Origin of the sequence: Reichenbachiella sp., assembly GCF_965223055.1 — a bacterium.
Taxonomy (GTDB): Bacteria; Bacteroidota; Bacteroidia; order Cytophagales; family Cyclobacteriaceae; genus Reichenbachiella.
On record NZ_CBDCVM010000012.1, the window covers coordinates 450,255 to 462,814 of the forward strand.

General features: G+C 39.3%; 10 protein-coding genes and 1 tRNA gene. 5 read left to right on the forward strand and 6 right to left on the reverse strand.

Translation table 11 applies throughout. The features are described 5' to 3' along the window. Window position 1 precedes the first annotated feature (1 nt). On the forward strand, window positions 2-397 hold the full coding sequence (locus ACOQO5_RS17290; RefSeq protein ID WP_420582940.1) for a TerB family tellurite resistance protein: 396 nt from the start codon (window positions 2-4) through the stop codon (window positions 395-397). Here the strand turns inward: ACOQO5_RS17290 and ACOQO5_RS17295 are convergent. Next, on the reverse strand, window positions 362-2,464 hold the full coding sequence (locus ACOQO5_RS17295; protein ID WP_420582941.1) for a ComEC/Rec2 family competence protein: 2,103 nt from the start codon (window positions 2,462-2,464) through the stop codon (window positions 362-364). The genes ACOQO5_RS17290 and ACOQO5_RS17295 overlap by 36 nt on opposite strands. Window positions 2,465-2,530: 66 nt before the next feature. Next, complete coding sequence (locus tag ACOQO5_RS17300) at window positions 2,531-3,472, reverse strand: PhoH family protein (protein ID WP_420582942.1); 942 nt, start codon at window positions 3,470-3,472, stop codon at window positions 2,531-2,533. 70 nt (window positions 3,473-3,542) lie between these two features. Between ACOQO5_RS17300 and ACOQO5_RS17305 the strand changes: the two genes are divergently transcribed. The 3 genes from ACOQO5_RS17305 (at window position 3,543) to ACOQO5_RS17315 (ending at window position 4,817) form a co-directional block, all read left to right on the forward strand. After that, window positions 3,543-4,331: an SAM hydrolase/SAM-dependent halogenase family protein gene (locus tag ACOQO5_RS17305; RefSeq protein ID WP_420582943.1), complete on the forward strand. Its 789-nt coding sequence runs from the start codon at window positions 3,543-3,545 to the stop codon at window positions 4,329-4,331. After that, the gene (locus ACOQO5_RS17310; RefSeq protein ID WP_420582944.1) at window positions 4,328-4,624 is read left to right on the forward strand and encodes a putative quinol monooxygenase; all 297 of its coding nucleotides are present in this window, start codon (window positions 4,328-4,330) and stop codon (window positions 4,622-4,624) included. Before ACOQO5_RS17305 ends, ACOQO5_RS17310 begins: the two co-directional genes overlap by 4 nt. Window positions 4,625-4,733: 109 nt before the next feature. Next, window positions 4,734-4,817: transfer RNA gene (locus ACOQO5_RS17315), tRNA-Leu, on the forward strand. A 27-nt stretch (window positions 4,818-4,844) separates the two neighbouring features. Here the strand turns inward: ACOQO5_RS17315 and ACOQO5_RS17320 are convergent. Beyond that, a complete protein-coding gene (locus ACOQO5_RS17320; RefSeq protein ID WP_420582945.1) occupies window positions 4,845-7,409 on the reverse strand; it encodes a GDSL-type esterase/lipase family protein in 2,565 nt (854 codons plus the stop codon). Between the two features lie 302 nt (window positions 7,410-7,711). On the opposite strand from ACOQO5_RS17320, the gene ACOQO5_RS17325 reads away from it, so the two are divergent. After that, entirely contained in the window at window positions 7,712-10,576 is a 2,865-nt protein-coding gene (locus tag ACOQO5_RS17325; protein ID WP_420582946.1) for a hypothetical protein, read from the forward strand. Between the two features lie 20 nt (window positions 10,577-10,596). Here the strand turns inward: ACOQO5_RS17325 and ACOQO5_RS17330 are convergent, their stop codons facing one another. The 3 genes from ACOQO5_RS17330 to ACOQO5_RS17340 all read right to left on the reverse strand — a co-directional run bounded on the left by ACOQO5_RS17330 (window position 10,597) and on the right by ACOQO5_RS17340 (window position 12,558). Beyond that, on the reverse strand, window positions 10,597-11,583 hold the full coding sequence (locus tag ACOQO5_RS17330; protein WP_420582947.1) for a bestrophin family protein: 987 nt from the start codon (window positions 11,581-11,583) through the stop codon (window positions 10,597-10,599). Between the two features lie 77 nt (window positions 11,584-11,660). Beyond that, window positions 11,661-12,080, reverse strand: a complete 420-nt coding sequence (locus tag ACOQO5_RS17335) for a c-type cytochrome (protein WP_420582948.1) — start codon at window positions 12,078-12,080, stop codon at window positions 11,661-11,663. Window positions 12,081-12,192: 112 nt separating this feature from the next. Further along, the gene (locus ACOQO5_RS17340; protein ID WP_420582949.1) at window positions 12,193-12,558 is read right to left on the reverse strand and encodes a VOC family protein; all 366 of its coding nucleotides are present in this window, start codon (window positions 12,556-12,558) and stop codon (window positions 12,193-12,195) included. Between the last annotated feature and the right edge of the window lie 2 nt (window positions 12,559-12,560).

Below are 12,560 nucleotides of genomic sequence, written 5' to 3' on the forward strand. Positions count from 1 at the left end.
CATGTCAAAATCACATCTTAATATTCTTGTACAACTTGCTAAAGTGGATGGCATTGTAGTGCAAGAGGAGGTTGACCTCATCAATGAGGTAGGAAAGGCGAATGGAATGACTGAAGAGGAGATAGCCTCTTGCTTTGAAGAAGAGCTTCCTATTGGAGATTTGTCTACACTGACTGATGATAAGAAATACGATTTGATTTATTCAATTGTACAATTGATGAAAATCGATGGTAAACTCTACAACGAGGAGATAAAGTTTTGTGCAAAAATGTCTGCTAAACTGGGTTATGAAGAAGATGTTTTGTTTGAGCTTATGCTCAAAATCTACGCGGATCCAGATCTTTGTGCAGACAAAGAATCTCTAAAAAAGCAAATTCAAGAGTTCCTCATCCCTTGATAGAGATATCTGATGTGCCTGATCCCTCAAGTCGTATAAGTTGATTCCCATAATTTTAGCTTCCCTGGCTAATTGGTTGGAGTAGAAATGCCTGTTTGATCGATCTAGAATTACTTCTTTAAAGTCAACAATTTCATCTAGTTCTTCTAAAGAATGAATGGACTCATTTGATATAATAACTATATCAGCGTGTAGACGAAACTTGATTTCATCATTATCAAAAGAACTGGAAAAGAAAAGTAACTTCTTCCCTTGAAACACTTCAATTTTGGCAAATTCATCCAAGTGGGTAGATAATAATATGGGTGGTTCTGGTTTAGGTAGAGAGTGATGGATTCGATACGGAGTGATGTGATGAATCTGACTATTGAAATCTGAGACTGAATCAATAGAGAATAGATTCGCCTCGAAATCTTGCACCTGATCAATGATCGGGGTCTGATTGGCCGAGTAGAAAATTAACTCCCTTGCATTAAACTGTTTAGTCAAAATGGAAATTCGATGGAAACTAAAGCCCATGACAGCCAGACAAATTACCCAAACGTAAGATTTGTTTCTGAATTTTAGCAATGCAAAAAAAGCAAGTATGATCACGTATATCATCACTGTTTGGAATTCTGATATATAAATCCAATCGATGACACTGCCATTGAGTTGCTCCACTTGTTGTACGAACCAACTCATGAATAAAACCAATTTTTCCAAGAGCCACCCTATAGAATTAATGATTGGACTTAAAATCAGAGTTGAAATACCCAAAATCATAACCCCGAAAGCCGTAGGAATCACAACAATATTGGCTAATAAAAAAAAGGAAGGGAACTGATTGAAATAGTACAAACTTAGTGGGAAGGTAGCTAATTGGGCAGCTATAGATACACAAGTTAATTTCCAAAAGTAATCACCCAGCAAACTTTTAATATCCCAAATGGCATATAGTTTGGGATATACATATACAATTCCTGCTACAGCTAGAAAGGAAAGTTGGAAGCCAATATTGAATAAATAAAAAGGGTCTACCAAAAGCAAGACAAATGCGGCAAAGGCTAATGAGTTAAAAATTTGGCTCTTTCGGTTCAATACTTGAGCAAATATGATAATGCTAAACATAGAAACGGCACGTAAGATCGATGGGGAAAAACCTGTTAATAAGGCATAAAGCCAGAGTGCCGCAATGCTGATTGAAGGAACAAGATATCGTTTCAGTTCTCCTTCTGGCAAACCCTTGAATAGCCAAATTAAAATAAAATAGATAATTGATACATGAAGTCCAGATACAGCGAGCACGTGCATTGCTCCTGCTGCAGCATAAGAAGCTTTGATTTCAGTATCTAACTGATCTTTTATACCCAGTAGAAGTGCTAGTACAATGGCTTGTTCATTTTTTCCATTGATCTGTGATTTTATCACTTCTTCAAAGTGCGACCTAATTCTGTAAACAGCACTCATGAGTCGGTTGCCTTGGTTTTTTTCTAATAATCTAATTTGATTGGAAGTGACGAAGTGTTGTAAATGGACATGTTGATCCGCCATGTACTGACTGAAATCAAATTCGTATGGGTTTTTGGCTTTTTCGAATTGAGATGGTGAGCCACTGACAAGAATCTTATCTCCGTAATTCAAACCAGAGGTAAGTATGCTATCCTTTCTTTGATAGAGTAATAATCTTACAGGTGACTGTATAAAAGTAGAATCTTGTAGACCTAGATCAATATCTACCAGATAAACAATAAAATTCTTTTTGTTACTAGGAAAGGAGCTTACAATTCCGATGTAAACCTGGCTGTCAGTCCATTTGGATAAGTCTGTTTTTTTTGAATTGGAAAGTGTGTATTGTTCATGACTTAGATTGCCTAGTAGGAAAATTGAAATCAATAATAGGTTGCCCCATAGGAGTTTAGGTGTTTTTTTGAAAAACAGCACTCCAATGAAGGCTATTACTAAAAATGCACAAGCTAATAAGGTACATGAAACTTCATGAGTTGCAAGATTAAAGCGCGCGACTATGATGCCAAGTGCGAATACCAGGGTGATTCTAAGGAATGGTAGGTTGGTCCAAAGAGACATTTCGTAAGCTAAAATGAAATGCTGCTGACCTAAATCTACTTAATTAATGGATAATGAAAGTTGCTTTTATGAGTTTTCTTCCTTGTCGTAGGCCTCTATAATAGAACGTACCAACTTATGACGGATTACGTCTTTACCATCTAGTTCAATAAAACCGATACCCTTTATACTTTTTAGAATTTTGAGCGATTCGGCTAACCCAGATTTTTGCTTGGTAGGTAAATCTATCTGAGACATATCTCCAGTAACAATGACCTTTGAATTGGGCCCCATACGTGTCAAAAACATTTTTATCTGCATGGGGGTAGTGTTTTGAGCTTCATCCAATAGGATAAATGCATCGTTCAGGGTTCTACCACGCATATAGGCTAATGGAGCTATTTCTATTACTCCGTTTTCCATATAGTATCGAAGCTTTTCTCCTGGCACCATATCGTGTAGAGCATCATATATAGGTCGTAAATAAGGGTCGATTTTCTCTTTTAAATCTCCAGGAAGAAACCCTAAATTTTCGCCAGCTTCAACCGCTGGACGAGTAATGATGATTTTTTTGACGTCTCTATCTTTCAATGCCTTCACGGCCAACGCAACAGAGATGTATGTTTTTCCTGTACCGGCAGGACCAATAGCGAAGACTAAATCTTTCTTATTGACAGCTTCAACCAGTTTCTTTTGATTTTTGGACTTTGGCGAAATCTTAAACCCTTTGGTGCCATAGACCAATACATCGGCATCAGAGTCTATAAATTTGTCCTCTTCTTGATTAAGGTAGGTTTTAATTTGATCGTTAGTGATTGTTCCAAATTTGTGATAATGCTCGACCAGTGAGTTGAGGATAGCATTGATTTGGATGATCTCAGGAGAAGAACCCTGAATTCGAATTTCGTTACCACGTGACACTATTTTCGACTTAGGAAAAGCCGACGCAATTTCATTGATATTTTGGTTTTCAACACCCAAAAATTCAGTGAGTGGAATGTTCTCTAGGGTAATAATTTTTTCTACCAAATGAAGTATCTAATTTGCGGTCAAATTATATTTTTGCTAGACAAAATAAACAGATTTTTCAATAGCTTGTATGGCCATCGTTACATTTCTTTCTGATTTCGGACAATCCGATCATTACGTGGCTGCTGTAAAAGCAAGCATCTTGAAAGAAAACCCTAATATCAACATTGTGGACATTTCACATCAGATTGCCGTGGGGGATGTGGGACATGCCGCTTTTGTACTGGATGCTGTTTTTAGAGATTTTCCAGCAGGTACTGTGCATCTTTTTGCAGTGTCAAATACTACGAAGCGAGAGGTCAAAAATGTGGCAGTGAAATTGGAAAATCATATTTTCATCGGAGAAGATTCGGGATTGATATCTTTGCTAAGTGAAGAACGACCATCTGCTGTGGTGGATATTAATGGGGTTAAACCTGTCCGGTCACCATTTATTGCGAAGACGTTATTTGGCCCTTTGGCTGGAAAAGTAGCTAGCGGCAAGGATATTCAGGATTTTGGAAAGCGATTAGAAGATATTGAAAGATTGATGCCATCAAGAGCCAAGGCTACCAAGAAGCAAATTGCTGGTAATGTGATTCGCATTGATCATTATGGTAATTTGATTACCAATATTATGAAGACAGACTTTGACGCCATCTGGAAAATCAACGATAATTTTCCTTATGTAATCAATTTTAGAAGAGAGAAGGTCTTGCAGTTGCATAATCATTATTCAGACGTCACTTCTGGAGAGTGCTTTGTATTGTTCAACTCGATGGGACGATTGCAGATTGGAATCAATCAAGGGAGGGGCTCAGAGCTTCTTGGCTTGATGATAGGAGATCAGGTATTCATCGACTTTACATTAGACACATGATCATAAGGATAGTAAGAATGACATTCAAGGAAGAAGCTGTAGCGCAGTTCCTGGAAATATTTGATAATAGCAAAGAAAAGATCAGATCCTTTCCCGGTTGTCAACACTTACAGTTACTTGAAGATGCTCATGCTAAAAATGTCTTTTCCACATACAGCATTTGGGAAAAAGAAGAAGACTTAAACATATACCGAAATTCAGCGCTATTTGGAAAGGTTTGGCCCGAAACGAAGCAATTGTTTGCAGCGCCTCCAGTAGCTCATTCCTATCTTCAAAAAATAAAATTGGATTGATTGCCCCTCTCTTATTGATTTCTTGAAAATCTTTAGATATGTTTGCATCCCTTTTGAAAGAGAGGCTACCAGAGGTTAAAATAGCTAAAGTAATTTTGACCATTCACATGCCCAGGTGGCGGAACTGGTAGACGCGCTAGACTCAAACTCTAGTGGCTTCACGGCCGTGCCGGTTCGATTCCGGCCCTGGGTACTCAAACCCCTGATAATCTACTGGTTGTCAGGGGTTTTGTTTTTTTAGAAGATGAGCTGCAAGGAGCTGCGTTCTTACCGCTTCACTCCAGCATTCATAGCCACTTTCATTGAGATGGAGCATGTCTTCTACGAACAGTTCAGTTCTGACTTTGCCGTTTTTATCTCGCATATCTGTATATGTGTCTATCCAATGCAACTGCGTATCTGTATGGGTAAGGGATTTCAGTTGCTCGTTTAGCGTAATAATAGAAGGCTGTAAGTGGGTGCGGCTTGGGCTTGGTTTTACTGATATGATGGCAATAGGTGATTGTGGGACATGCTGCTTAATTCGTTCAATCAACAACTTTACTGTCCTCAAAACATCCTCTGGTGTTCGACCATTAGCCAAATCGTTGTCACCTCCATATAATACGAATACACTGGGATAGATGCCTTTGAATAGTTGGCGAAAGTAGTGCAGACACCATTCATAGGTAGACCCACCAAATCCAAAGTTGATCGCTTTGTCATACCCTAAATCCGATGGCATATTTTCCCACAGCCGAAGTGTGCTACTACCATAAAATGCCATCAGGCCTTCTTCATTTCTTTTAGACAGCATCCTTCGTCTCAAGGCTTTTACTTCTTGGTCAAATTCGAATTGTGCACTATTCTCAGTCTCAATTGTTGATACCAGCTGTTCTACATATTCACGGTATTCAGCCTGATAGGCTTTCAAAAACACTGAAAGGTCTTTGGTCTTGTATTGCCTCAGCTTAGCGGATAGCTTAAAAGGTTTCTTGATTTCGCAGGCAAACTTTTTGTCTGAGATGCGCTTGTCGAAATTGGCCATCACTACTGGGACAATCAGAGGTTCGAAGTCCAAGGCCTGAATCAATTTGAATATCCCGGCTTTAAATTGGGTCGGAGACATTTCTGTGGAGTGCGATACTCCTTCAGGACTAATGATGATGTTTTTACCTTGCACCAATGTATATTTTATGGCAGCGTTGAAATTTTTCAGAGCTTCCTTTTTCGACTGATTGGATTGATCAGAATGATCTGAGTCTCGAGTGATTACATTGATGAAGTTGAACTTGTTGTAATAATCTTCATGACCAAATTCTTCTCGCTTGCCCAATCTCACCACTCGCTGGGCTAGCTGGCCATAAATCTCATAAAGGAGATAACTCAAATAGTGGGAGTCTAGGGTGATTTGAAATTGATTGGGTAAGGTGTAATATTCGTCGTTGCTCAGATGGTTGTATATGAAAATGGCCCCAGGTTTGGCCGGTATATTTTCCAGTCCCTTCACATAGATAGACGGGATAGTAAATGCCTTTTTGCACGCCTGCATACATTCGTGTAGCAGGGCTTTGTTAGATGTGTTATCACTTTCTACCGTAGTGCTGTATACACCTAAAAGTGCCTGATAAAATTCTGATTCTTTCTGAGTTTTAAGGAGATTGTCTAAACATAGTGAAGCCAGATTCTTCTCTGCTGGTTGCCCTTTTATTTCCACTTCATGCAAGATGTCTAATGCAATAGGGATAGTATTTTTGTTGGTCAGCAGGGCCGGGACTTTGTGTAAATCTGATCGTACCGATATTTTTGTATTATTTCCAGTAATAAGTGTATTGGCTACTATTTCCTCATCATTAAATTGTGAAGTAATCAATCTGGTGCGAACCGCACGTAGTTGATTATTGATGAGCCAAAGTATTCTTTTTTGAAACTGTAATTCGAATTCGATATGGTCTTCAAAAGTTTTTGAGAGGGTATCTGACGGAATATATCGTATGATAGAATCTTCAGTGGCAAAAGCATTCATGGCACTTACAACACCTAGCAACGTTGATGAGCTGACCAAATATCCTGGCGTGGATATTGATCGAAAGGGGACATTAAATTTTTTCCCGGATTCTATGTCGAATATTTGTCGGGCATATTGCACGACGCCGGATTCGAGAATGAATACTCCTTTTTTGACTTCTCCCTGATCAATGATTAAATCACCTTTTTGGTAATGTCGTCTTTGCATATTAGCCGTTAGGAGTTTCAGGTCCTGTTCTTCAAATATTTCAAAAAAAGGAGACTGAAGTAAGAATAATATCAAATCAGGAGTCGCTTCAGACTCCAGTTCGACAAAGTCAGCGGTGGTTTCCTGCTCATTGATCACTGAGACTGCCACATTGGAACCGGAAGAGAACAAGCCGCTTGTATCCCCTATAAATCGGTTGGAGTGGTGATTGATGAATTTGAAGAAATTGATTGCTGTTATTGAATGTTGTTCGAGTCTTTGGACGAGCGTGTCTGTGTTCCATTTTATGAGTTTGGCGAAAGATGAATCTACGACAGCTGTGGTTTCATTTCTATAAGGTGAAATAAAGGCATCCATTCCTATCGGTGCATAGGCCGAGTGGCTTTTGCCAGCTAATATTTCCTCGCCATCTGTCGATAAAAGCTGATGAAAGTGCACGGTGCCTTCGAGAAGCACGTAGAAATGTGTCACTCGTTCAAATTGTTTTTTTATTATGGCGCCCTTTTCGAGAGATACAATTTCCGCAATATCGCTCAACGCTAATACTGCCTGAGGCAGCTTTGCATTCATGTTTTGATCCAATTGATTATTTAGTATACTAGGTGAATTATTAATTTATTCAAATTGGATTGATGTTGAAGAATTTTGGAACTTAATAAATTTTGCTAAAAATATTTAAAATGTGCTGGAGTCTTCAAGTTACCGAACTGTTATTTCGCAGGTTTTTGGTCAATTGATTCCTATGCTTTTGAATCTGATTGATAATCGAATAAATTATAAACCCTATATATTAATATTAAGTCAGGCACAGATTATCAAACAAACTGTATATTTGAAAATTAATATTTTTTATTTGAATAATCTTGTTGTGGATGGGAAGGGTAATTAGATTCTTATTTACGGGTGTTTGGTTGTTGATTGCTGGTGTTACCTCTGCTCAGGAAGGAGATTTGTTCCTGACTCACCACCATCATAACCTTCCTGGAATAGATGATGTCAACTATCAAATAAAGTCAGATAGCAAAGGACAGCTCTACATCGCTAACCGCTCCGGAGTGATTCAGTATGACGGAAACTCCTGGAGTCACATTTCTACACCTAGTGCGGCGGTTTCATTGGACCTCAATAATCAAGATCAATTGTACGTAGGTTGTGTAGGTGATTTTGGGCTGCTGAGTATTGTAGATAAAAAACTGCAATACCAATCGCTCGATTCCGTGGCCAATGATGATGGGCTCTATTTTCAGACTTTATATCTTGGTTCTTCTGTGTTTTTTGTAAATGAGGAGACGATTGTTAGATATGATATTCCTACAAATTCTATAACAAGAACCTCGCTAGTAGATTACGATGATTTCTTTTCTAAACTGTTTGTGGTGGAAGGAAAGATTTTGGTTCAAACAGATAAGGAACTGTATGAATTTCTAAATGATGAATTGGTTGGTTTTGAATGGCCTGAGTATAATTCCAGTGAATTCATCTTCTTTGAAAAACACCCTTCAAGTAATATCTACTTAGCTGGTACGACCGACAACACCATCTACATCTATGAAGATAGTGTTTTTACCAGGAGTGAGGTGTCTGATTTATTGTATGACAACGATTCTTTTGTCGACAATGGGATATGGGTAGATGACAATCATTTTGCACTTAGCACACTAGAGAATGGTGCTATTCTCTATAATAATAATCAAAACCGTACGGTAGAAGTAATCAATAGAGAAAAAGGCCTGCCTGATAATGAAGTGCATGCGATAGGTATAGATCGAGAACATGGCCTTTGGATTTCGCATGAATTCGGATTGTCGAGAATGGAGTTGGGAATACCTTTTAAAACCTTCAGCAATTTTCAAGGTCTACATGGACATCTTTATGAAGCATTTTTCTATGACAAAAGTTTGTATGTGGCTACCAGTGAAGGGGTCTACCATTTAACGAAAGTGGAGCGATACAAAAATGTTCCCTATTATGAGACTGTTAAAAAGAAGATTGTAAAATCAATACCGTCTAAGCCTGCGCCAGAGGACTTATCCGAAGATGAGGAGCAGGAAGAAGAGAAGGTAGAGGAACAACCACAGCGAGTCCTTTCTAAGAGAGAGCAGAGAATAGCTCGTAGAAAAGCTAGAAAAGAGAAGAAAAAGGCTGAAAAAGAAGGAGGTGAAGAAAAAGTTGTGGAAGAACCTCAAGAAGAACACAAAAACAAACCTTCTCAAAAAATATTTAAACCTGTTGAAGAAGTCACCATCATTTCGAAAAACGTACGATTACGCAAGATGCGTAAACAGTTGGTAGGTGAAGAATGGGTGTTCAAGCATGTAGATGGTATTCATTTCAAGACAGAGCGTTTTTTCGTCTACCAGGAAGATCTCTACGCTGCGGGTACCAGTGGGGTTTTTCTGATTCAAGGTGATAGTGCAGAGATGGTGATTCACGAACCGATACGTTTTGTTACGCCAGAGAAAAAGCATGACCGCCTGATCGTGGGTAATATGTACAATGAGGTCAAAATCTATTACAAACAAGATGAAGAGTGGGTAGAGACAGAAAATCTCAACTTACATGGAGACCTGGTGAAAACAGCCTTTAATGATCAGGATGGGCGTACCTGGTTTGCCACTCCGACAGCTTTAATCGAGTTTGATGACATCACAGTAGATCACTTCGATTACAAAATATTCAAGTACAAAAACCAGTTCATCGACAACCCAAGACTGACCTTTTTGAAAGACCGATTATACTTGATTAACAGCGAAGGTTATTTTTATCTAGACTCTGCCAAGCTGAAAGTAGTACCGGATCAATCTCTGATGGATATATTGGGTAAACCCCTCAAGCATCTACAGCAAAGAGACGGTGAGGTATGGGTCTTCAATGGCAAAAACTGGTATAGAATAGACCATGAAAAGAACATAGAATTAATGGATGTTTTTGGGCTATTTCCTGACATGTCCTATGTGTCCGCCTATGACGATAGACTGTGGGTAATCGATGGTGCCAATGAGTTGCTCGAATACCACGAGTCCCAAGATGATAGCTTATTTACCATGAGCCGTAGTTTTATCCGAAGGGCAACAAGCAACAAAGGTGACATTCATTTGGGTGATGCCATGATATTTGACTATGATGAAAATACGTTCTTTTTCCAATTGAGCAAACCGGATTACCGAGGTATTCTGAATACTACCTATCAGTATAGAGTGACGGGTATCAGCGATAGCTGGTCCGAATGGATGAGCAATCCACAAATTACCCTGAGCTACCTACAGCCAGGTACTTATAGTTTGGATATTCGAACGCAGGATGCCTTTGGGAACATTGAGCAACTAGAATCTTTTGATTTTGAGATCAAACCGCCTTATTGGCAGACTTTATGGTTTTACAGCTTGCAAATTCTGGTCATGATATTATTGGTGGCTATTTCAGGTTATATGAATCGCCGTGCTGATAAAAAACTGATCATCATTACAGAAGCACTTACCGTGCTTGCGTTGGTTTTGATCATTGAGTTTATGCAGGCCATCGCAGTCAACTACCTTAATATAGAGAGTTCTCCGGTTATTGATTTAGGTATCAATGTGATGATTGCTTTCTGTATTTTCCCACTAGAACAAGCCCTCAAGCGCTACCTCAAAGCCGAAGAAAACAGAAGCAAAGGCATAGCAGGGAAAGGTTTTCTGGAAATTGTAGGTATTCCTAATCCGTTTGCTTCAACTGAGAAAACAAAAGGTGATTCTTGAAAAGAAGCTAAGTTTGTTTGTTACAACAAAAACCCATTCTCATCCTGTATAGCAGGAGGAATGTCATTATCATCAATCATTTCTCTCAGGTCTATCTCAATGCCTCTTGAAATAGAAGTGATAGGCACATCGTTGTAGGTGCCCTCGAATGGGTTTTCTGAATAGTCACCAATTTTTTCCATGAGGAAAAAGACCCAAATGATGAGTGCTGATAAAACTGGACAGACCCAATAAACCCAACCACTAGTGGATTTGGCGATGTCTAGTAATCCCAGCGGCACGAATAGCGCAAACATTAAAGTAAGCCAAAGAGCAGTAGAAGCGTATTGCCTAGGAAATGGAAAGTTCTTGATGCGCTCTGCTTTGCCTTGATCAGTGTAGAAACTGACCACCAACTGATGCAATTCCATATGTCTGAAATCCTCGAAAGCATCCTGATCTCTCAATTCTTGTAGACGCTGTGATTGCTTTTTCATAATTTGGGTGGCTGTATTGGTTTTGCCGTCCAGCTCTACTATTTCCTCTTTGGTAATATAGTTCTCGAGTTCCTGGTCCAAACTATTGGTATACGCCTCACAGACTGTAGGCGCATACAACTTTGAAAGCCTATCTTCATTATGCTCCCATGGTCTACTCAATCGAAGTTGGTAGCGCAAAGCGGTTAGCCAAGCGACGTGTCTATAGATCAGTTCCTTTTTTAGTTCATCAGACTTTGCTCCCTGTACAAACGCGACTATAGCCGCACCGAAACTGCGGCTGCTGTTCACTATGCCTCCATAAATCTTACGGGCTTCCCAGGTACGGTCATAAGAGCTGTTGTTCTTGAACCCCAGATAAAAGGCAACAGCAATACCCAGAATGCTTATTGGTTGCCACGGAATATAAATATGGAAATCGATGAGGTGCGAGGCACCGTATATAAGCAGGGAATAAATAAGTCCAAGGATAAAAGGTTTCTTAGACCAATTAAAGGTCATCCAAAAACCATAATTTCTTTTGGTGTACATAGGAAAACAAATCTTTTCCTAAATATAAGGTCTATCCTCTGGATTGAAAATTCTATATCTCTATGAGAGCGTTTTGATTATTGCAAAGTCCTAAAATATTCCAGAATTTTTCGTGCCTCATCTTCTGATAGATTCATATCGGCCATTTCTACACCATTGACGCGCTCTGCCAAAATTTTGGCAATGGGATCCTTTTGAGACATCTCCTTTGGATTTAGCATCATGTTCATGATCCATTCGGGTGTCCTTCTATTCATGATTCCCCAGTGTGCAGGGCCTTCCATTTGTCGGATTTCATTGTGGCACACACGGCAAAGTTGATCATAAATCTTCTGGCCTTCGGCAGCTATATTGGTGTTTACTGGTTGTAAATCCAGCTTTTCAATCGGCCCGATTCCTAAGTTTTGCATCGGATCGCAGGGGTTGGAAGGAGACATGCAATGCGTCAAAACAGTAGTGCAAATCAACAGGAGGGTAGTTTTGATAGACTTTTTCATAGTTTCAGGTTGTTTGTTCTATCTAAAATTACCCTCCTCAAAAATCAATTCATATGATCTAGCTCATGTCGAGGACTGATATTGATCTAGCCAATTGTGATTCAGCTTCTTTTTAGGTAAGGCTATGCAATGCCACACGATTACCTTCACAGTCTTCAAACACACCAATGAATCCATATTCACCTATGCTCATTTTGGGCTGCATCGTTTCCCCTCCGTTGGCATTTATTTTCACTAAGGTAGCTTCAATGTCTTCCACACCTAGGTATACTAAAGTGCCGTCATGAGAGGGTACATAAGTGTCACCTTTCAGCAAGGTGCCCGCAGCACCAGGCGCTTCTGGGTTGTTTGGAAACCATCCCATCAGTGCAGGGCCCATTTCATGAATTTCAATTTTGATGTCAAATGATTTTTCGTAGAAATCTTTGGCTCTGTCCATATCGTTGACAGGGATTTCAAACCAGGATACTGCATTCATAG

Excerpts from the sequence above, each read along its gene's own strand:
- ACOQO5_RS17290 (WP_420582940.1), top strand. The coding sequence starts at position 2 with ATGTCAAAATCACATCTTAATATTCTTGTACAACTTGCTAAAGTGGAT.
- ACOQO5_RS17295 (WP_420582941.1), bottom strand. The coding sequence starts at position 2,464 with ATGTCTCTTTGGACCAACCTACCATTCCTTAGAATCACCCTGGTATTC.
- ACOQO5_RS17305 (WP_420582943.1), top strand. The coding sequence starts at position 3,543 with ATGGCCATCGTTACATTTCTTTCTGATTTCGGACAATCCGATCATTAC.
- ACOQO5_RS17310 (WP_420582944.1), top strand. The coding sequence starts at position 4,328 with ATGATCATAAGGATAGTAAGAATGACATTCAAGGAAGAAGCTGTAGCG.
- ACOQO5_RS17320 (WP_420582945.1), bottom strand. The coding sequence starts at position 7,409 with ATGAATGCAAAGCTGCCTCAGGCAGTATTAGCGTTGAGCGATATTGCG.
- ACOQO5_RS17325 (WP_420582946.1), top strand. The coding sequence starts at position 7,712 with ATGGGAAGGGTAATTAGATTCTTATTTACGGGTGTTTGGTTGTTGATT.
- ACOQO5_RS17330 (WP_420582947.1), bottom strand. The coding sequence starts at position 11,583 with ATGTACACCAAAAGAAATTATGGTTTTTGGATGACCTTTAATTGGTCT.
- ACOQO5_RS17335 (WP_420582948.1), bottom strand. The coding sequence starts at position 12,080 with ATGAAAAAGTCTATCAAAACTACCCTCCTGTTGATTTGCACTACTGTT.
- ACOQO5_RS17340 (WP_420582949.1), bottom strand. The coding sequence starts at position 12,558 with ATGAATGCAGTATCCTGGTTTGAAATCCCTGTCAACGATATGGACAGA.